At 70.0% G+C, this 18,683-nt stretch carries 18 protein-coding genes; 5 read left to right on the top strand and 13 right to left on the bottom strand.

The window, feature by feature from the left end:
• Positions 1 to 6 precede the first annotated feature (6 nt).
• Positions 7 to 954 carry a J domain-containing protein gene (locus tag P3F85_RS05420; protein ID WP_374010227.1) on the bottom strand — a complete coding sequence of 316 codons (948 nt, stop codon included), beginning with the start codon at positions 952 to 954 and terminating at the stop codon, positions 7 to 9.
• A gap of 156 nt (positions 955 to 1,110) precedes the next feature.
• Between P3F85_RS05420 and P3F85_RS05415 the strand changes: the two genes are divergently transcribed.
• On the top strand, positions 1,111 to 1,491 hold the full coding sequence (locus tag P3F85_RS05415) for a VOC family protein (RefSeq protein WP_374010226.1): 381 nt from the start codon (positions 1,111 to 1,113) through the stop codon (positions 1,489 to 1,491).
• A gap of 14 nt (positions 1,492 to 1,505) precedes the next feature.
• Here the strand turns inward: P3F85_RS05415 and P3F85_RS05410 are convergent, their stop codons facing one another.
• Genes P3F85_RS05410 through P3F85_RS05385 form a run of 6 tightly spaced genes read right to left on the bottom strand, consistent with a single transcriptional unit; the run spans position 1,506 to position 6,720 of the window.
• Positions 1,506 to 2,384 (bottom strand): prenyltransferase, encoded by an 879-nt coding sequence (locus tag P3F85_RS05410; RefSeq protein ID WP_374010225.1) that lies wholly within the window; start codon positions 2,382 to 2,384, stop codon positions 1,506 to 1,508.
• A complete protein-coding gene (locus P3F85_RS05405; RefSeq protein WP_374010224.1) occupies positions 2,381 to 2,704 on the bottom strand; it encodes a lycopene cyclase domain-containing protein in 324 nt (107 codons plus the stop codon). The genes P3F85_RS05410 and P3F85_RS05405 overlap by 4 nt, the downstream gene beginning before the upstream one ends.
• Positions 2,701 to 3,030, bottom strand: a complete 330-nt coding sequence (locus P3F85_RS05400) for a lycopene cyclase domain-containing protein (RefSeq protein ID WP_374010223.1) — start codon at positions 3,028 to 3,030, stop codon at positions 2,701 to 2,703. The genes P3F85_RS05405 and P3F85_RS05400 overlap by 4 nt, the downstream gene beginning before the upstream one ends.
• On the bottom strand, positions 3,027 to 4,619 hold the full coding sequence (gene crtI, locus P3F85_RS05395; RefSeq protein WP_374010222.1) for a phytoene desaturase family protein: 1,593 nt from the start codon (positions 4,617 to 4,619) through the stop codon (positions 3,027 to 3,029). The genes P3F85_RS05400 and crtI overlap by 4 nt, the downstream gene beginning before the upstream one ends.
• A complete protein-coding gene (locus P3F85_RS05390) occupies positions 4,616 to 5,599 on the bottom strand; it encodes a phytoene/squalene synthase family protein (protein ID WP_374010221.1) in 984 nt (327 codons plus the stop codon). Before P3F85_RS05390 ends, crtI begins: the two co-directional genes overlap by 4 nt.
• On the bottom strand, positions 5,596 to 6,720 hold the full coding sequence (locus P3F85_RS05385) for a polyprenyl synthetase family protein (protein WP_374010220.1): 1,125 nt from the start codon (positions 6,718 to 6,720) through the stop codon (positions 5,596 to 5,598). The genes P3F85_RS05390 and P3F85_RS05385 overlap by 4 nt, the downstream gene beginning before the upstream one ends.
• A 74-nt stretch (positions 6,721 to 6,794) precedes the next feature.
• Here P3F85_RS05385 and P3F85_RS05380 point away from each other — a divergent pair, with 74 nt between their 5' ends.
• The gene (locus tag P3F85_RS05380) at positions 6,795 to 7,400 is read left to right on the top strand and encodes a MarR family winged helix-turn-helix transcriptional regulator (protein ID WP_374010219.1); all 606 of its coding nucleotides are present in this window, start codon (positions 6,795 to 6,797) and stop codon (positions 7,398 to 7,400) included.
• On the opposite strand, the gene P3F85_RS05375 is transcribed toward P3F85_RS05380, so the two are convergent.
• A complete protein-coding gene (locus tag P3F85_RS05375) occupies positions 7,330 to 8,868 on the bottom strand; it encodes an SDR family oxidoreductase (protein WP_374010218.1) in 1,539 nt (512 codons plus the stop codon). The genes P3F85_RS05380 and P3F85_RS05375 overlap by 71 nt on opposite strands.
• Before the next feature lie 92 nt (positions 8,869 to 8,960).
• Between P3F85_RS05375 and P3F85_RS05370 the strand changes: the two genes are divergently transcribed.
• Positions 8,961 to 9,302, top strand: coding sequence for an ATP-dependent DNA ligase (locus tag P3F85_RS05370; RefSeq protein WP_374010217.1), 342 nt, complete (start codon positions 8,961 to 8,963; stop codon positions 9,300 to 9,302).
• A gap of 124 nt (positions 9,303 to 9,426) precedes the next feature.
• On the opposite strand, the gene P3F85_RS05365 is transcribed toward P3F85_RS05370, so the two are convergent.
• Positions 9,427 to 10,338: a sigma-70 family RNA polymerase sigma factor gene (locus P3F85_RS05365; RefSeq protein ID WP_374010216.1), complete on the bottom strand. Its 912-nt coding sequence runs from the start codon at positions 10,336 to 10,338 to the stop codon at positions 9,427 to 9,429.
• A 238-nt stretch (positions 10,339 to 10,576) separates the two neighbouring features.
• Here P3F85_RS05365 and P3F85_RS05360 point away from each other — a divergent pair, with 238 nt between their 5' ends.
• Positions 10,577 to 12,070: an MFS transporter gene (locus P3F85_RS05360; protein WP_374010215.1), complete on the top strand. Its 1,494-nt coding sequence runs from the start codon at positions 10,577 to 10,579 to the stop codon at positions 12,068 to 12,070.
• 71 nt (positions 12,071 to 12,141) lie between these two features.
• Here P3F85_RS05360 and P3F85_RS05355 read toward each other — a convergent pair whose 3' ends face one another.
• Both P3F85_RS05355 and P3F85_RS05350 read right to left on the bottom strand, forming a co-directional pair.
• Positions 12,142 to 13,056 carry a DNA topoisomerase IB gene (locus P3F85_RS05355; protein WP_374010214.1) on the bottom strand — a complete coding sequence of 305 codons (915 nt, stop codon included), beginning with the start codon at positions 13,054 to 13,056 and terminating at the stop codon, positions 12,142 to 12,144.
• A gap of 47 nt (positions 13,057 to 13,103) precedes the next feature.
• Positions 13,104 to 14,036, bottom strand: coding sequence for a Ku protein (locus tag P3F85_RS05350; RefSeq protein ID WP_374010213.1), 933 nt, complete (start codon positions 14,034 to 14,036; stop codon positions 13,104 to 13,106).
• Between the two features lie 86 nt (positions 14,037 to 14,122).
• Between P3F85_RS05350 and P3F85_RS05345 the strand changes: the two genes are divergently transcribed.
• Positions 14,123 to 16,579: an ATP-dependent DNA ligase gene (locus P3F85_RS05345; protein ID WP_374010212.1), complete on the top strand. Its 2,457-nt coding sequence runs from the start codon at positions 14,123 to 14,125 to the stop codon at positions 16,577 to 16,579.
• 149 nt (positions 16,580 to 16,728) lie between these two features.
• On the opposite strand, the gene P3F85_RS05340 is transcribed toward P3F85_RS05345, so the two are convergent.
• Positions 16,729 to 17,967 carry an MFS transporter gene (locus P3F85_RS05340; protein ID WP_374011001.1) on the bottom strand — a complete coding sequence of 413 codons (1,239 nt, stop codon included), beginning with the start codon at positions 17,965 to 17,967 and terminating at the stop codon, positions 16,729 to 16,731.
• Positions 17,968 to 18,137: 170 nt separating this feature from the next.
• Complete coding sequence (locus P3F85_RS05335) at positions 18,138 to 18,581, bottom strand: hypothetical protein (RefSeq protein ID WP_374010211.1); 444 nt, start codon at positions 18,579 to 18,581, stop codon at positions 18,138 to 18,140.
• Positions 18,582 to 18,683 lie beyond the last annotated feature (102 nt).

The following is an 18,683-nucleotide window of genomic DNA, read 5'->3' as shown; positions in this document are numbered from 1 at the left end:
CGCGGCTCAGACGAACCGAACCGCCTCCTGCAGGCGCGTGCGCAGCTCGAAGGCGCGGTCGACGCTCTCGCGGCCTGCCGAATTCGCCCCGTCGCGGAGGACCCGCGGCAGCAGCGACCGGCGCACCAGCATCGCGCCCGACAGCCGCCCCCGGCGGACCACGTCGAACGGTACGTCGAGGTCGTCATCCGGGACGACCACGATGAGGCCCGTGAAGCGCACGCCCGCCTGTCGCCCGAAACTCTTGGACGCGTGGTAGAGGCCGTGGAAGGGCTCCTCGTCCGGACCGATCCCGCCGCCGACGATCTCGCCCTTGGCCAGTTTGACCGGCGCGCCCCAGTCGGCGGAGCGGATGGCGAAGAGCCCGGCCGGTCCGAGCACGATGTGGTCGAGCTTGGCGTCGCTGGAGGGGTGGACGGCCACGTCGTTCCAGATGGTGAAGCCGATCCCGAGCCCGGTCACCGCGCGCGCCGTCGCCTCTTCGGCGAGCGCGACCGCGAGCAGCTGCCGGATCTCCCGCGGCGCCGAGCGGAGGAGCGCGGGGTCGTAGGGGTCGCGGTCGTCGGTGCCGCGGCCCATCCACTCGCGCATCAGCTGAAGGAACCGCTCACGCGACCGGCCGCCGGGATGCCCGTAGCTGCGGGCGCGGACAGTGGCGCCTCCCGAGCCGGAGCGGGAGGTGTGGACGGTCGCGCTGAAGCCTCCGGCCGCCGAGTCGCCGGCCACGGCATCCACGGTGACGCCCTCGCCGCGGTCGTAGCGTGCCCGGTCTTCGGGGTCGCCCACGAGCTCCCACGCCTGCTGCACGGACTGGAACGCGGCGGCGCTGCCCCCGGTGTCGGGATGCGTCTCCCGCAGCAGGCGGCGGTAGGCGCGGCGGAGTTCGTCGTGGCTCACATCGGGGCGGACGCCGAGCACTTCGTACGGTGTCGGCGAGGCCGGTGAGTCGCTCATCGGGCGCTGGTCGCTTTCGGTTCTGGTGGTGGCGGTGGTGGCCGGGGCTTCCGACGATAGCGCGCGAATCCGCGGAATCGCCTGATTGTCATTGCGGACTGAACCTGACCGCATGCCGTCATACGGTGGGAACAACCGAACAGGAAGGCACTCATCATGACCATCAGCGACTGGCGCATCGAGCTCATCATCCTCCCCGTCACGGACGTCGACCGGGCCAAGGCCTTCTACGTCGACGCGCTCGGCTGGCACGGCGACTTCGACCAGCGGGTGTCCCCCACCCTCCGGTTCGTGCAGGTCACCCCTCCCGGCTCCGCCTGCTCCATCGCCTTCGGCGAGGGGCTCACCGACATGGCCGCAGGCACGATGAAGGGCCTGCAGATCGTCGTACCGAACGCGGACGACGCTCTCGCCCACCTCACCGAGAACGGAATCGACGCCCGCGGGGTGACCGACCTGGCCTGGGGCCGTTTCGTCGACTTCGCCGACCCGGACGGCAACGCCTGGACCCTGCAGGAGCTCCCCAAGCGCGACTGATTCCGTCGCGACGACTAGCGGATCGCCGCCCAGAGGATGAGCAGCAGGGTCACCAGGAAGCCGCAGGCGTAGTTGATCCAGAGGAAGCGGCGCCAGCCGCGGTTGGCTTCGCTCGCACGCGAATCGGTGACCGACCAGAACGGGGCGGCCGTCGCGATGTACGGGAGGGCGAGCACGGCGGCGAGCGGACCGGGCCACGGGGTGAACAGCATCGCGACGCCGGCGAGCGCCCACGCGGCGACGGCCAGGCGGACGGTCGCGGCCGCTCCGATGGCCGTCGCGATGGAGGCGATGCCGGCCTCGCGGTCGGGCACCACATCCTGAACCGCCCCGAACGCGTGACTGCCGATCCCCCACAGGAAGAAGGCGAGCAGCACCAGCCACAACCCGGGCGTGAACACCGCGCCGGCGAGGACGAGCCCGTACAGGGCCGGGCTGACGAAGTGGATGCTCGAGGTGACCGAGTCGAGGAACGGGATCTCCTTGAAGCGCAGACCCTTTGCGGAGTACGCGACCACCGCGAACAACGAGAACGCGAGCACGAGCCACGACAGCGGCGAGCCCACGATCACGAGGTAGATCACGAACGGAACGGTCGTCGCCACGGCGGCGATGAGGGTGCGCCGGTGGGCGGAGCGGTCCAGCAGTGCGCCCTCCGCTCCCCCTTTCCTCGGGTTCCGGAGGTCCGACTCGTAGTCGAAGACGTCGTTGATCCCGTACATCGCCAGGTTGTACGGGATGAGGAAGAAGAACGTCCCGACGATGAACGTGGCGTCGACCCGCCCCGTGGTGAGGAGGTACGCGGCGGCGAACGGGAAGGCGGTGTTGATCCAGCTCAGCGGACGCGAGACGAGCACCAGCTGCCGGAACGGGGCCTGCGCCACGGTCGTCACGCCTTCGTCCCCCGGCGGCGCGTGAGCAGCCACAGGCCCGGCAGCAGCAGCAGAGCGGCGAGCGGGTACGAGAAGTCTTCGAGGGGCACGAGACCCAGCTTGGCACCCGCGATGTGGGCATTCGAGTAGGTCATGAAGCCGGCCCCGATCATGACGTTGTCGAACACCGCCGTCAGCACGAACACGATCACGGCGGCGAGCAGCGCGGGCAGCCACCAGCGCCGGAGGAGGAGGGAGCGGTCCGGGGCGGTCACGAGGGCGACGGCCAGGACAGCGACCGCGATGAGGAGGAAGACGAGGCTGAGCAGGGCGTACGTCATCCGCGGTCGCTCCCCCGTCGGTCCAGCACAGCGCGGGCCCCGAACAGCAGCACCAGCGTGAGGTAGCAGAGGAACAGGAGGAAGAACGCCTCTTCGAGAGGGAACTCCGGGGCCAGCACCATGCCGGTCATGAACCGTGAGCCGCCGCGGGCGAAGACCCCGAGGGCGATGCCCGCCGCATCCCACGCCACGAAGAAGACGAGGCCGAGGGCGAGGACGATCGCGGCACGTCGCGCATCCCGCCAGAACACCAGCCGGAAGCGCGCATCGAGCAGCACCATCGCGCCCAGTGCGACCAGCAGGCACGCCAGGTAGACGACCGTCACGAGACGCGCTCCGCCCGCGGAGCCGGCAGGGGCTCCGGAAGCGGACCGGCGCTGCCGTCCCCGCGCAGGCGCTTCACGACGAGCTCCGCGCTGATCAGGCACATGGGCAGGCCGATGCCCGGGATGGTCGACGAGCCCGCGTACAGCAGGCCGTCCACCTTCTTGGAGGCGTTGCCCGGACGGAAGAAGGCGCTCTGCCGGAGCGTGTGCGCAGCTCCGAGCGCGCCGCCGCTCCAGGCGTTCAGGTCGGTGGCGAAGTCCTCCGGACCGACCGTGCGGCGCAGCACGATCCGCTCCGCCAGGTCGGGGATGCCGGCCCACGCGGAGATCTGCGCGATCGCGGCATCGGCCGCGCGCTCGATGGCGCGGTCGCCCGCACCGTCCAGGCCGCCGGCGCCGAGGGAGACGTCGGCGGGCACCGGGATGAGCACGAACAGGTTCTCGTGATCGTCCGGGGCGACATCGGGGTCCGTCTCGCTGGGCATGCAGACGTAGATCGACGCCGGGTCCGGGATGCCCGGGTTCGTTCCGTAGATCGTCTGGAAGTTTGCGTCCCAATCGGTGGTGAAGAAGAGATTGTGGTGGGTGAGCTGTGGCAGCCGCCCGCGGACGCCGAGCATCGCGAGCACCACGCCGGGACCCGGGTCGCGACGGTCCCACGCCTTCTCGGGGTGGGTGCGCAGCGCCTCCGGAAGCAGGGCGGTCTCGGTGTGATGCAGGTCGGCGGCCGAGACGACGATGTCGGCGTCGACGGTGTGAACGCGGCCCCCCGCATCCCGGTACTCGACGCCCTCGACGCGGGGCTTCCGCTCGTTCTGGACGGTGCGAATCGCAGTGACGCGCGCTCCGGTGATCAGGTGCGCGCCGGCTCCACTCGCCAGGTCGGCGATGCGGTCGATGAGCCGGGCGAACCCGCCGAGTGGATAGCGGACGCCGTCATCGAGATCGAGGTGGCTCATCAGGTGGTACATGCTGGGCGCCCGGTCCGGCGAGGTACCCAGGAAGACGGCCGGGTAGCCGAGGATCTGCCGCAGGCGGTTGTCGGCGACGAAACCCGCGGCGAACCGGTCGAGCGGCTGCAGCAGCAGCCGGGCGAGGCGCGGCAGGTGGCGCAGGAGGTCGACGGCCAGCAGCGGACGGAAGTCGGCGAACGTCGTGTACAGGAAGCGGTCGACCGCGAGCCGGTAGGTCTCGGCCGCGCTCGCCAGGTACCGGTCGAGCGCGGCGGCGGCACCCTTCTCCTCCTGCTCGAAGAGGGCGCGGTTGCCGGCTCCGTCGGCGCGGATGTCAAGGGGCGGACGGCCGTCCTCCGAGAAGACCCGGTAGCCCGGATCGAGGGTCACCAGGTCGAGCTGCTCGGCGGTCGACGTGCCGCACAGCCGGAAGAAGTGGTCGAAGACCTCCGGCATCAGGTACCAGGACGGGCCGGTGTCGAACCGGAAGCCGTCGTGCGACCACGACCCGGCACGACCGCCGAGCGTCGCGTTCTGCTCCAGCAGGGTCACCGCGCAGCCCTCGCGGGCCAGCAGCGCTGCGGTGGCGAGTCCCGCGATCCCGCCGCCGATGACGACGACGCGGCGGCCGGTCACGGCTTCGGCCCCGGGTTCGGATCCTGCCGCGCCGCAGAAGCGGGCACGATCGACCCGACGTGTCCCGAGGCCGACCTCCCGCGCGGGACGGCCGCCGCGACCGTCGCCCGGGCGAGGATGACGAGCTTCACGCGCGTCGGGACGCTGATGCGCCGCGCCAGCAACTGGGTGGCGGGCGTCTCGCGGATGCGGTCGCTCAGCTCGGAGAACAGCCCGTGCGCGGCGGTGATGGCGCGGCGGCAGTTGTCCGGCAGCTCCGGGATGGCATCGGCCGCGGCCCCGAGGTCGCAGTCGATGTCGACCACGAGGGCGAGCTTCTGCCGCTCGGTCAGGCGCGTCGGATCGATGCCCGGGAAGTAGCTGCGGCCGAGCTCCGTCCAGTCGACGGCGAGATCGCGCAGGAAGTTGATCTTCTGGAAGGCCGCGCCGAGCCGGCGCGCGCCCGCTTCGAGGCGCAGGCGGGTCTCGTCGGGCACGGGCGAATCGGCCAGGAAGACCTTCAGGCACATCAGGCCGATCACCTCGGCCGAGCCGTACACGTACTCGCGCAGTTCGTCCGCCGAGAAGTCGACCGGGCTGAGGTCCCGTCGCATCGACGAGAAGAAGGGACGCGTCAGGTCGACCCCGATGCCGGTTGCGCGAGCCGTCGCGGCGAACGAGTGCACGACGACGTTCGCGCTGTAGCCGGTGCGCATGGCGCGCTCGGTGTCCGATTCCAGGGCGTCGAGAAGTTCCCGCTGGTCGTCGACGCTGAGGCCGGCCTCGGCCGCCGCGCCGTCCACGATCTCGTCGGCGATCCGCACCAGCGAATAGACGTCCTCGACCTGCGGGCGGACGCGCGGACCGAGCAGGCGCGTCGCCATCCCGAACGAGGTCGAGTAGGCGTGGATGATCGTGGCGGCGCTGTCGTGCGCCGCTGAAGTGTAGGTGGCGAGGTCGGTCGGCGGTGTGCCGGCAGGAGCCTCCGGTGCGCGGGTCATGAGATCCTCCCGATACACGAGCGTGCCACGTCCACCAGCGGATGCGACAGGGCGGGCGGGATGGACGGCGTGTCCAGCAGGGCGATGGCCCGCTCGACGTGCTCCACCAGCAGCCGCTCGACGAACCGCCGGGCCCCGCACTCCTCCAGGACCGCGGCGAGGCGGGCCGCCTCGAGCGGGTCGAGGTCCCCGCGCCCCAGCGAGGGCACCAGATCCTGCCACCGGGCGGTGCCGCGGGCGTAGGCGATGAGGGACGTCTCCTTGCCGTGCCGGAGGTCGCTGACGATGCTCTTGCCGGTGACGTCCTCGCTGCCGAAGACACCGAGCAGGTCGTCGCCGAGCTGGAACGCGATGCCGACGAGCCGTCCGTACTCGGCGAGCGGCATGAGGATGTCCTCGCCCCCACCCGCGAGCAGGCCCCCGGTCATCAACGGGGCCGAGACGGAGTACGCGGCCGTCTTGTGCTCGGTCATGGCCAGCACGTCATCCAGAACGGGTGCATCCGGGCCCAGACGCTCGGCCAGGGCGACGTCGGCCAGCTCACCGGCCGCGGTGACGAACACCCCGTTGTCGAGGATCTCGAACAGGCGCTCGCGCGTCCACTCGTCGGCCCGCACCCGGGCAAGGGTCGACGATGCGGCGTGGAGGAGCAGGTCCCCCGCGAGGATGGCTCCCGCCTCACCCCAGCGCCGCCCGCGCCCGCTGTCGGCGCCACGCGCGACGGCGTCGGCCGAGAAGGCGCCGGACACGTTGGGCCGCCCGCGACGGATGGTGTCGCCGTCGATGACGTCGTCGTGGAGCAGGAAGGCGGTGTGCAGCAGTTCGTAGGCGACGGCGGCCGTGTACGCGGCCTCCTGGTCGGTGCCGCCCAGCCCGCGGAACGCGGTGAGGACGAAGCGGGGACGGATGCGCTTGCCGCCGTCGGCCGCATCGCGTGCGCTCTCCCAGAGCCGGCGGTACGAGGGGTCGTACGCCGAGGCGGCGGCGATGCGGTCCGCGAAAAAGCGGTTCAGCCGGGCGTCCACGGCCGCCAGATCGGGCTCGAGATCGAGCGTGCGGCGAGCGCCTGCTCCGGAGCCGGGTTCGACAGGAGTCCGTGTCTCGGTGTGCAATTGCGTCATACCGGCGCTCCCTTGTCTAGCTTGGGTAGCAAATAACTTAGCACGCATCTTACGAATGGGAATAGGATGTGGGCATGACTCCGGCTCGGGACGACGCGCGGCGCAACGCGCGCCGCATCTCGGAGTCCCTGACCGATCCCCGCATCATCGATCCGCGGCAGGAACTCGTGCGCCACGACGACCTGAGCGAAGACGAACTGGGCCAGATCGTCGGTCTGCTGGCCGCGATGCGCGAGTGGCGGGACGCCGACCAGCGACTCAGCTTCGAATCCCGCACGCACATGAAGCTCAACGAGACCGACATGCGCGCGCTGCGCTACATCATCGCGTCGATGAACGCCGACGTTCCCGTCACGGCGGGCGCGCTGTCCGATCACCTGCACATCTCGACGGCCTCGACGACCAAGCTGCTGGACCGGCTGGAACGGGCCGGGCACGTCGTCCGCCGCTCGCACCCCACCGACCGGCGGGCCGTGACGGTCGAGATCACCCCGGAGACGCACCGCGAGGTGCGCCGCACCATGGGACTGCAGCACGCTCGCCGCTTCGAGGTCGCCCGAGCGCTCAGCCCGGGCGACCGGGACACCGTCACCCGCTTCCTGAAGGAGCTCAGCGCGACGACGCTCGCCGCTGTTCCGGCTCCGGATCCTGCTCTCGAAGAGGACGCGTCACTCGGTTAGCCGCCTTCGGGTGCTCGGCTTCGTAGACGATGCGGTTCGCCATCCCGTTGAAGATCACGCCGTGGAACGGCAGGATCGCGAACCAGTAGAGCCGCCCGGACAGCCCGAGCGGGAAGAACACCGCGCGCTGACGGTACTGTGATCCGCCGCCGTCACGCGCGCGGACCTCGAGCTCCAGCCAGGCCCGGCCCGGCACCCGCATCTCGGCGCGGAGCCGCAGACTCCTCCCCCGCTCGATCCGCTCGACGCGCCACCAGTCCAGGGCGTCCCCCGTGTTCAGGCGGTCGGCATCCCGCCGCCCCCGCCGCAGCCCGACCCCGCCGACGAGCTTGTCGGCCCACCCGCGCAGCGCCCAGGCGAGCGGGAACGAGTACCAGCCGCGCTCGCCACCGATCCCCTCGACCACCCGCCACAGGAGCTCCGGGTCGGCCGACGAGTCGCGCTCGCGCAGATCGGTGTACACCGTGTGGCCCGACCATTCCGGGTCGCTCGGCAGCGGGTCGCTGGGCGCTCCGGCGACCGACGCATCCTGCCAGCTCGTCTCCACCTCGCCGGCGCGCTCCTTGGCCAGCGCCAGCCGGACGGACCGCCGGTAGCCGGTGAGCCCTTCCGCCGGCGGCGGAATCACCGCGTCGATGTCGTGCTCGCGCATGACGCAGTCGTACTGGAGCGACTCGATGATCGGCACGGCGAGGCTGCGCGGGATGGGCGTCACCAGGTTCACCCACTGCGATGCGAGCCAGGGGGTGAACACAGGAAGGGAGGCGATCGGACGCTGCCGGAGGCCGGCCTCGAGCGCGTAGGCGTTCATCATCTGCCCGTAGCGCAGGATGTCGGGGCCGCCGACGTCGAACGCGCGCGACACCTCCGGCGGGAGCTCCGCCGCGGCGAGAAGGTAGTGCAGCACATCCCGGATCGCGATGGGCTGGATTCGGTTGCGCACCCAGCGCGGCGCCGGCATGTACGGCAGCACCTCGGTCAGGTGCCGGATCATCTCGAACGAGGCGGAGCCGGACCCGATCACCACGCCGGCCTGGAGCACGACGGTGGGCACTCCCGACTCCAGCAGGATGCGGCCCACGGCGACGCGAGAGCGCAGATGGCGGGACAGCTCCCCCTCGGGATGCAGCGCCCCGAGGTAGACGATCCGGCGCACGCCGGCCGCCTTCGCCGCGGTGGCGACGGCCCTCGCCGCGTCGGACTCCTCCTCGTCGAAGTCGCCACGCGCACGCATCGAGTGGACGAGGTAGTAGACGACGTCGACGCCCGTCATCGCCCGCTCGACGGCCGCTGCGTCGTGGAGGTCGCCCTCGGCCACCTCCACCTCGCCCGCCCACGGCACGTCGGTCAGCTTCTGCGGCGAGCGCGCGAGCACGCGGACCGCGTAGCCGCGGGCGAGCAGGCGCGGGACGAGGCGGCCGCCGATGTAGCCGGTTGCTCCGGTGACGAGGATGCGCGTGGGGCTCATGGCCGAGACGATACGCCTCGAATCCGTCCGCTCGGTGTTCGCGCAGCGAACGTCTGTTCTGGGAATCCCCCGGCGTCATGTATTTTTCTGGGATGGGAAAGCTCATCTACGGCGGGACGACCGAGATCGGTTTCGAGGACCGGGTCCTGGCGCACCTGCAGATCGTGATCGGGCTGAAGCTGCGTCGCAAAGAGGGATTCTTCTTCTCGTGGCGCGACGAGCAGAGCGTCGGGGATGGGCGCAGTGCCATCTGGGTCGACCCGGCGATTCCCCTGCTCTTCCGTTACAGCGGAGGTCGTCCGCCGCGCATCAACCGCGCCTGGCTCGACCAGCTGACCGCGTCGTCCAACAGCGCCCAGGGCCTGCAGCTGACGGAGGAGATCGGCGCGCTGGGTGCCGACGAGGTCGACGCCGACGCGCCCCCCGGCCGCTGACCGGCCCCCGGTCCCCCGCTCCCCACCTCCCATAACGACGAAGTGCACGTTGTGGTGGCTATTCCAACGGAATAACGACCACAACGTGCACTTCGGTGGACGGTGGACGGTGGACGCGTCGGCTTTAGCGCAGGTACTCGAGGAGTTCGGGGCTGCGGAGACGCTTGAGGCTCCGGGTCTCGAGCTGACGGACGCGCTCGCGCGTGATTCCGTACACCTCGCCGACCTCGTCCAGCGTCATCGGCTTCTGGCCGTCGAGGCCGAAGCGCATGCGCACCACCTTGGCGTCACGCGGCGGCAGCTCGCGAAGGCGGTCCTCCAGGTCGCGGTGGCGGAACTCGACCTCCACGGCCTCCGGCGGAGTCGGGAAGTCGTCGTCCTCGATCAGGTCGCCCAGCTCGGCACCCTCGTTCTCGCCCACCGGCACGGCGAGCGAGACGGTCTCCGAGTCGCTCATCTGCAGCTTGTGCACCTCGGCCGGGAGCAGGTTCGACGCCTCCGCCATCTCCTCCAGAGTGGGCGTGCGGCCCAGCTCGCCACCGAGGTCGCGGCGGATGCGGTCCAGCTTGTCGATCTTCTCGACGGTGTGGACCGGGATGCGGATGAGGCGCGCCGTGTCGGCGATGCCGCGCAGAATGGACTGACGGATCCACCACGTCGCGTAGGTGGAGAACTTGTTGCCGGTGCGGTAGTCGAACTTCTCGACGGCGCGCACCAGACCGAGGTTGCCCTCCTGGATGAGGTCCATGACGGGGAGGCCGCGGCCGGCGTAGCGCTTGGCGATGCTGACCACCAGGCGGAGGTTCGCCTCGATGAAGCGCTCGAACGCGCGCTTGCCGTCGTCGGCGAGGTACTGGAGTTCGCGCTTCTCGCGCGGGGTGAGTCCTGGACGGATGGCGAGGCGCTCGCCTGCGAGCACGCCCACCTCGATCCGCTTGGCGAGCATCACCTCTTCGTCGGCGGTCAACAGCCGGGTCCGGCCGATCGCGTTCAGATAGTCGCGTACCGGGTCGCTGGTCACTTCGAGAGTCGTCATCGTGTCATCCCATTCAGCCCATTGCTCGCGGGCAGCCATCGTTTGGTGCTCTCTGTTCGGGCGGCTTCGCCACCCTGTTTCGGGGTGTGAAGTCATTAGCAACGATAAGCAATGCACCCCTCCCGCCAACAAGGGGTTGACAGTTGCGCATTCAGTGAGCTAGGCATCGCCCACGCGCACAGTGGAGGGTTTGTCAAGGCTCTGCCGGGAGACGCACAGCCGCCCTAAAGTCATCCAGGTGAGTGCGCATACCTCCTCCTCAACGAAGGGTGCGGCGTCGCTGAAGACGATCCACACCACCATCCCCGCGCGGATGGACCGCCTCCCCTGGTCGAAGTTCCATTGGCTCGTGGTCATCGGCCTGGGCACCGTGTGGATCCTCGACGGTCTCGAAGTGACGATCGTCGGCGCAATCGGCAGCCGCCTGACGGAGCCGGACAGCGGCCTCGGCCTGACCACCGCCCAGGTCGGTCTCGCCGCCGCCATCTACGTCGCCGGAGCGTGCACGGGTGCGCTGGTGTTCGGCTACCTGACGGACCGCTTCGGCCGCAAGAAGCTGTTCATCCTGACCCTCGGGCTCTACCTGCTCGCGACGGTGCTGACGGCCTTCTCCTTCACGCCCTGGATGTTCTTCGTGTTCCGGTTCTTCACCGGCGCGGGAATCGGCGGCGAGTACGCGGCGATCAACTCGGCGATCGACGAGCTGATCCCTGCCCGCCGCCGCGGCGTGGTCGACCTGGCCATCAACGGGTCGTACTGGCTGGGGACCGCCTTCGGCGCGGTGCTGACCGTCTTCCTCCTCAACCCCGCCCTCTTCGCCCCCAACATCGGCTGGCGGATCGCGTTCGGCCTCGGCGCCGTGCTCGGCCTCGTCATCCTCCTGGTGCGCCGTAACGTTCCGGAGTCGCCGCGCTGGCTGTTCATCCACGGTCGCGACGAACAGGCCGACGAGCTCGTCGACACGATCGAGCACGACATCGAGGAGCAGACCCATCAGCGCCTCGAAACCGTCCCGGACGACAAGGGGATCACGATCCACCAGCGCCGGTCCACGGGCTTCGGTGAGATCGTGCGGACGGCCGTCACCCGGTACCCGAAGCGGTTCGTGCTCGGGCTGTCGCTGTTCATCGGCCAGGCCTTCCTTTACAACGCCGTGTTCTTCACGTACTCGCTGGTGCTGACGAAGCTGCTGCACGTGCCGGACGACATCGCGCCGTGGGCGCTCGTGCCGATCGCGGTCGGCAACTTCCTCGGCCCGCTGCTGCTCGGGCGGCTGTTCGACTCGGTCGGACGCCGCTTCATGATCACCCTGTCGTATGTGGGCAGCGGCGTGCTGCTCGTCGGCACGGCGATCATGTTCGACGCCGGGCTCCTCGACGCCTTCTGGCTGACGGCGTGCTGGATGGTCGTCTTCTTCTTCGCCTCGGCCGGCGCGAGCAGCGCCTACCTGACCGTCAGCGAGATCTTCCCCATGGAGACCCGCGCGATGTCGATCGCCTTCTTCTACGCGATCGGCACCGCGATCGGCGGCATCACCGGGCCGATCCTGTTCGGTCACCTGATCGAGGACGGCAGCCATGCGGTCGCCATCGGCTACTACATCGGTGCAGGCCTGATGATCGCCGCGGGCCTCGTGGAGCTGTTCCTCGGCATCGACGCGGAGAACCGATCCCTCGAGGACATCGCGGCCCCCCTCTCCTCAGAGACCCCCGCCCAGCGCCCTACCCCCTGACCGCAGCCCGCGAGCACAGGAAAACTGCGGCGAATCAGCTCGATTCGCCGCAGTTTTCCTGTGCTCGGGGGCTAGTCGCTGGAGAGGAGGTCGAGGAGGGCCGCCTCGGGGACGCGACCGGTCTCGATGACCTCGCCGTTGCGATAACGGTCGAAGATCCGCGGGTCGATGTAGCTGTTGCGCGCGATCGTCGGAGTGTTGCCGAGCGCCGCCGCGGCCTCGTTCACCGCGGCGCTCACCCGCTTCTTGCGCTGGGAGTCGGTCCCCGCGATGCCGAGCGCGGCGAGCGCCTCCGCCGCCACGATGGTGCCGTGCAACGTCCGGAAGTCCTTGGCGGTGAACTCCCCGCGGGTCTGCCTCCGGATGTACTCGTTGAGCGACGCCGGGCGGATGGTGTGCCAGGTGCTGTCCTTCCACGACAGCAGCCGGGACCGCTGGCCACGCAGCGCCTGGACCTGGCGCAGCAGCTCCGCGAGGTCGGTGTCGCTGATCGTGCTCGTCCACTTCTGCGCCGACTTCGCGGGGAACGTGAGCGTGATGTCGTCACCGTCGATGTCGGCGTGCCGGCAGAGCAGCGTGGTGAGCCCGCGGCTGCCGTTGGCGTGCAGGTACTCCTCGCTGCCGATCCGGACGCTGCCGAGGTCGATGATCCGGAAGGCCGCCCCGAGGATCCGGTCGCGGCCGAAGCCCTCCTCGCGCAGGTCCATGGTCACCTTGCGGCGCGCACTGGGCAGGGTCTCGGCGAGCTGGGCAGCGCGCTCGAACTTGATCCGGTCCTGGTTCAGTCTCCAGGAGTCGTGATAGCGGTACTGGCGCCGGCCCGCGCCGTCCGTCCCCACGGCCTGGATGTGCCCGCGCGCGTCCGGCGAGATCCACACGTCCTGCCACGCCGGCGGGAGGACCAGCGATCGGATGCGCTCGAGTTCGCGCTCGTCCACGATCCTGTTGCCCGCCTCATCCTCGTAGACCGGACCCGAATCGGTCATGGTCCGGTGATAGCCGGGGCCGGACGGGTTGCTGCGTTTCAGCCGCGTCACGCGGGCTTCTTCGCAGACTTCTTAGCCGGGGCCTTCTTCGCGGTCGCCTTCTCGGCGGTCTTCGCCGGGGACGACTTCGAGGAGGACGACTTCGACGGGGACGACGACTTCGACGCGGACGACTTCGACGCGGACGACTTCGACGACCTGCTCCGCTCGACGCTCCGCTGCAGCGCCTCCATCAGATCGATCACCTCGCCGCCGCCCTTCTTCTCCTCCTCTTCGCCGAACGTCGCCGCAGTGTCGACGCTCTCGCCCTGCTCGAGCTTCGCGTCGATCAGCTTGCGCAGTTCGTCCTGGTACTCGTCGCTGAACTTCTCGGGCTCGAAGTCGCCGGCGAAGCTCTCCATCAGGGCACTCGAGAGCTGCAGCTCGCGGTCCGAGATGCGCGGCACCTGATCGAGCGACGGGAAGTCGGCGGCCCGGATCTCGTCGTGCCAGAGCAGGGTCTGCAGCACGAGCACATTGCCACGGACGCGCAGGGCGGCCAGGCGGGTCTTCTGGCGGAGGGCGAACTCGACGATGGCCGTCCGCTCCTCGTCCTCCAGGGTCTTGCGCAGGAGGGCGTATGCCTTCAGCGACTTGGAGTCGGGCTCCAGGTAGTAGCTGCGGTCGAACATCAGCGGGTCGAGCTGGTCGTTGGGCACGAACTCCACCACGTCGATCTCACGGCTGCGCTCCGACGGCAGCGACGCGAGGTCCTCCGGGGTCAGGATGACCGTGCGCTCCCCGTCGTCGTACGCCTTCGCGATGTGCTCGTACGGGATCACCTTGCCGTCGATCTCGCAGCGTCGCTGATAGCGGATGCGCCCGCCGTCCTCGTCGTGCACCTGGTGCAGGGAGACGTCGTGATCCTCGGTCGCGCTGTACACCTTCACCGGAACATTCACGAGTCCGAAGGTGATTGCGCCCGTCCAAATGGCCCTCATGTGCCCATCGTGTCCGGGAGTCAGCGCATTTTCAAGCAGTGATCAGGGAATGCACCGGGAGGGCCGCTCGGGCGTACGGTGTGCCTATGGCCGCCCAGGACACCGAGGTCGTCGACATCGACGGCCACCGCCTCAAGCTGACCAACCTCGACAAGGTGATGTACCCCGCGACCGGGACCACGAAAGCCGACATCTTCGGCTACTACAACGCGGTCGCCGCTGCGATGATCCCGCACGTCCGCGACCGGATCGCCACCCGCAAGCGCTGGGTGCACGGAGTCGGGACCCCGGACGAGCCCGCCCAGGTGTTCTTCCAGAAGGGCCTCGACCCCGCATCCACGCCCGACTGGGTCCGCCAGGCATCCATCGAGCACTCGTCCGGCGCCAAGAGCTACCCGCTCGTGAACGACCGGGCCACCCTGATCTGGCTGGCGCAGATCGCCTCGCTGGAGATCCACGTGCCGCAGTGGAGGGTCGGCCCCGACGGCGAGCGGCGCAACCCCGACCGGCTGGTCCTCGACCTGGACCCGGGGGACGGTGTCACGCTGGCGGACTGCGCCGAGGTGGCGCGGCTGGCACGCGCCATCCTGAGCGACATGGGGCTGGATCCGCTCCCCGTCACCTCGGGCTCGAAGGGCATCCACCTCTATGCGGCGCTCGACGGCTCGCAGACCAGCGAGCGGATCTCCGAGGTCGCCCACGAACTGGCCCGCGTGCTGGAGGCCGACCATCCGGACCTCGTCGTCAGCGACATGAAGAAGTCGCTGCGCTCGGGCAAGGTGCTGGTCGACTGGAGCCAGAACAACGGCTCGAAGACGACCATCGCGCCGTACTCGCTGCGGGGACGGTTCGAGCCGACGGTCGCCGCGCCGCGCACGTGGGAGGAGCTCGACTCCCCCGACCTGCGGCACCTCGATTACCAGGAGGTGGTGGAGCGGCTGAAGCGAGAAGGCGACCCGCTCGCCTCACTGTCCGGTGGGAAGGGCGCTCACGCGTCAGAGCCCCCGACGGAACCGGACCGGCTGTCGACCTACCGATCGATGCGCGACCCGGACAAGACGCCGGAGCCGGTGCCCGCGGACCGGCCGGACCCGGGCGAAGGTCGCTCGTTCGTCATCCAGGAGCATCACGCCCGCCGGCTGCACTGGGACTTCCGGCTGGAGCACGACGGCGTGCTGGTCAGCTGGGCGCTGCCGAAGGGCACTCCGGTCGACGCGAAGCAGAACCACCTGGCCGTGCACACCGAGGACCACCCGCTCGAATACGGCGGTTTTGCGGGCGACATCCCGCACGGCGAGTACGGCGCCGGTCACGTCGACATCTGGGACCACGGCGACTACGAGCTGGAGAAATGGCGCGACGACGAAGTGATCGCGACGCTGCACGGCCAGCCCGACGGCGGCCTCGGCGGTGTGCCGCAGAAGTTCGCGCTCATCCGGACGGCGCGAGGCGGCGATGAGAAGAACTGGCTGATCCACCGGATGAAGCTGGAGCAGGAGGAGAAGCCGGAGGAGAAGGGTGGCATCGGCGAGGACGCCGCAGCGCCCGCGTCGCGCACGCCGGGGCCGCCGATCACCGACCCTCCCGTCTCCCCCATGCTCGCCACGCTCGGCTCGCAGGCCGAGATCACGGACGAGGACGAGTGGGCCTTCGAGATGAAGTGGGACGGGATCCGCGCGGTCGCCGAAGTGCGCGGCGGACGGCTCCGGCTCACCACCCGCAACGGGAACGACGTCACCGTCACCTATCCGGACCTCGCCGGACTGGTCGATCTCGCGGACGGGCACGACCTCGTCCTCGACGGGGAGATCGTCACCCTCAACCCGCACGGCCGCCCCGACTTCGGGCTGCTGCAGACCCGGATGGGGCTGACGCGCCCGGGCGACGTGCAGGCCGCGCTGAAGCGCGCACCCGCGCACTACATGGTGTTCGACGTGCTCGAGATCGACGGGACGAAGCACACGCGCGACCCCTACGACGAGAGGCGGGAGCTGCTCCTCGACGTCCTGCGGCCCGGGAAGAATGACCCCGTGCAGGTACCGCCCGCGTTCGACGGCGACCTGGAGCACGCGGTCGCGTCGAGCAAGGAGCTCGGTCTCGAGGGCGTGATGGCGAAGCGGCGGGACAGCACCTACGCGACCGGGCGACGGTCGCGATCCTGGATCAAGATCAAGCACCACCTCACCCAGGAGGTCGTGATCGGCGGCTGGACGCCCGGGAACGGCCGCCGCGCCGACACGATCGGGGCGCTGCTGCTCGGCATCCCGGACGGCGACACGCTCCGCTACGTCGGCAAGGTGGGCACCGGATTCAGCGACCGTGCCCTGGACGACCTGACCGCGAAACTCGCGAAGCTCGAGCGGAAGACGAGCACGATGGAGGGCGTCCCGTCGGCGGATGCGCGCGGCGCGCACTGGGTGCGTCCCGACCTCGTCGGCGAGGTCGAGTTCGCCGAGTGGACGGGACCCGGCCGCCTGCGGCAGCCCTCCTGGCGCGGCCTCCGTCCCGACAAGTCCCCCTCCGAGGTCGTCCGCGAGTCCTGACCGCGCTGCTCTCCCCTCTCCCCTCTCCCCTCTCCCCGCGCCCCGCTCGGTCGAGGTGCACGTTGTGGTCGCTATTTCCGCGAAATAGCGACCACAACGTGCACTTCGGCGGGGGGCGGGAGGGGAGGAGGGGGGAGGTAAGAGGCCGGTCAGGGGGTGGGGGTGAGGGCGTCGTAGCGGCGGAAGGAGCCCTGGACGCGCGCGATCGTGGCGACGAGCACCACGATGAGGAGGCCGCCGAGCAGCGGCGGGAACCACAGCGCTCCGGTGAGAGCCAGCACGCCGATGTACAGGTCGCCGAGGCGCGGACCGCCGGTCACCACGACGGTGAAGACGCCCTGCAACCGGCCGCGCATCACATCCGGTGCCGACGCCTGCAGGATCGTCATGCGGAAGATCGAGCTGACGTTGTCGGCGGCGCCGGAGGCTGCGAGCATCACGGTCGCAACGAGCAGGGCGGGCAGGTTCGCCTGCGCAAGCGACGCGCCGCCGCCGGCCGTCCCGCTGAACGCCACGACCGCGAGCACGATGCCGAAGCCCAGGATGCTGGCGCCGTAGACGATGATCGCCCGCTCGACAGCCCGCCCCTGCCAGCGCACACTGCCGAGGCGCCCGGAGAACACACTGGACGCGAGCGTGCCGACGGCGCCCGCCGCGGTCAGGATGCCGACGGTGAGGGGCCCGCCGCCGATGAGCAGCGCCCCGACCGCCGGGAACAGCGCGCGCGGCTGGCCGAAGGTCATCGCGATGACGTCGAGCACGAAGGTCATGCTCAGATTCGGGGCCGTCCGCAAGAAGCGCAGACCCTCCAGGACGGAGGCGAGCCCGGCCCCGGTGCGCTCCCCCTCCGGGACGATGGACGGGAGCGTGAAGATGCCGAGGAACGCGGCGGTGAAGAGGACCGCATCCACCGTGTAGGTCCACGGGATGCCGACGGTCGCGACCAGCAGGCCGGCCAGGGCCGGACCGACCGTGACCATGACGCCCATGCTGATGCCGCCCAGGGCGCTCGCGGCGGGCAGCAGCCGCACCGGCAGCAGGCGCGGGGTGATCGCCTGACGGGTCGCGCCGATCATCACGCCCGCGACGGCGTTGATCGTCGTGATGACGTAGAGCGGCCAGACGACCGGGATGTGCATCCAGGCGAGCAGGGCGAGTGCCGCGGTGGACATCCACGCGACGATCGCGGTGACGAGGGCGACCTTCCGCCGGTCGAACGCGTCGGCGAGCACCCCGCCGTACAGCCCGAAGACGATCATGGGCACCAGGGCGAACAGGGCCACGAGGGCGACGGCGAGCGTCGAGTGGGTGAGGTCGAAGATGTGCAGGCCCACCGCGACGATGGTCATCTGCGAACCGATGCCGGAGATCGCGCCACCCAGCCACAGGCGGGCGAACGCGGGAGACTCGCGGAGCGGCGACAGGTCGACGAAGTGCCGGCGCCCCGGTCGGGCGCGCGCCGCCTCGGTCGCGGGGGCACCCGCCTCCAGCGGTGCCGTAGGGTCGGCGGAGATGACGGGGTCGACGGGTGCCGGCGCGCGGTCGGCCGGGTCCCCGCTCAGAAGCGCGGCTGCTTGCTGAGGCGGACCGCGGCGGTGGAGTACACCACGCCCGCCAGCATGATAACGACGGTGATCGCCTGGAACAGAACCTGGAAGAACGGGGCGAACGGCGTCACCGACACCCAGAGCCAGAGGATGGCGCCGATCAGCGTGATCACATAGCTGAAGGTGCGACGCGCGTAGAGCGCATTGAGCGAGACGACCGTGCCCGCCACCGTCACCTGGAACAGCGGCAGGAAGGAGTCGGCATTGCCCGTCCAGGTCGCGACCAGGCTCACGATGCCGATGACCAGCGACACCAGCACCACGAGAGTGGCGATGAGGTTGCCGAGCGCGCTCGGGAGGGTGGTGCTCAGGCTGCGGACGAGCGTGCCGTGCTCGTCGCTGCCGACGGCGTCGCGGTCCTGCTCGATGGGATGGGAGATGACGTGCGTGCTCACGTCGTCGATCCTACCGCCCGGAGGCCCGCTCCGCTGGCGGTCATGCAGGTGCGGATTCATCCACATTCGGCGGTTCTCCACAGATGTTTCCGGGCTCCCGGG

It is taken from the genome of Leifsonia sp. T36S-04 (genome assembly GCF_042465655.1).
GTDB lineage: Bacteria > Actinomycetota > Actinomycetes > Actinomycetales > Microbacteriaceae > Leifsonia.
Note: the sequence above shows the minus strand (reverse complement) of the source record. Positions and strands in the feature narration are given on the sequence as shown.

What these genes read in the sequence shown, in the direction of transcription:
- P3F85_RS05420 (WP_374010227.1), bottom strand. Translation starts at nt 954, where the DNA reads ATGAGCGACTCACCGGCCTCGCCGACACCGTACGAAGTGCTCGGCGTC.
- P3F85_RS05415 (WP_374010226.1), top strand. Translation starts at nt 1,111, where the DNA reads ATGACCATCAGCGACTGGCGCATCGAGCTCATCATCCTCCCCGTCACG.
- P3F85_RS05405 (WP_374010224.1), bottom strand. Translation starts at nt 2,704, where the DNA reads ATGACGTACGCCCTGCTCAGCCTCGTCTTCCTCCTCATCGCGGTCGCT.
- P3F85_RS05390 (WP_374010221.1), bottom strand. Translation starts at nt 5,599, where the DNA reads ATGACCCGCGCACCGGAGGCTCCTGCCGGCACACCGCCGACCGACCTC.
- P3F85_RS05385 (WP_374010220.1), bottom strand. Translation starts at nt 6,720, where the DNA reads ATGACGCAATTGCACACCGAGACACGGACTCCTGTCGAACCCGGCTCC.
- P3F85_RS05380 (WP_374010219.1), top strand. Translation starts at nt 6,795, where the DNA reads ATGACTCCGGCTCGGGACGACGCGCGGCGCAACGCGCGCCGCATCTCG.
- P3F85_RS05375 (WP_374010218.1), bottom strand. Translation starts at nt 8,868, where the DNA reads ATGAGCCCCACGCGCATCCTCGTCACCGGAGCAACCGGCTACATCGGC.
- P3F85_RS05370 (WP_374010217.1), top strand. Translation starts at nt 8,961, where the DNA reads ATGGGAAAGCTCATCTACGGCGGGACGACCGAGATCGGTTTCGAGGAC.
- P3F85_RS05365 (WP_374010216.1), bottom strand. Translation starts at nt 10,338, where the DNA reads ATGACGACTCTCGAAGTGACCAGCGACCCGGTACGCGACTATCTGAAC.
- P3F85_RS05355 (WP_374010214.1), bottom strand. Translation starts at nt 13,056, where the DNA reads ATGACCGATTCGGGTCCGGTCTACGAGGATGAGGCGGGCAACAGGATC.
- P3F85_RS05350 (WP_374010213.1), bottom strand. Translation starts at nt 14,036, where the DNA reads ATGAGGGCCATTTGGACGGGCGCAATCACCTTCGGACTCGTGAATGTT.
- P3F85_RS05345 (WP_374010212.1), top strand. Translation starts at nt 14,123, where the DNA reads ATGGCCGCCCAGGACACCGAGGTCGTCGACATCGACGGCCACCGCCTC.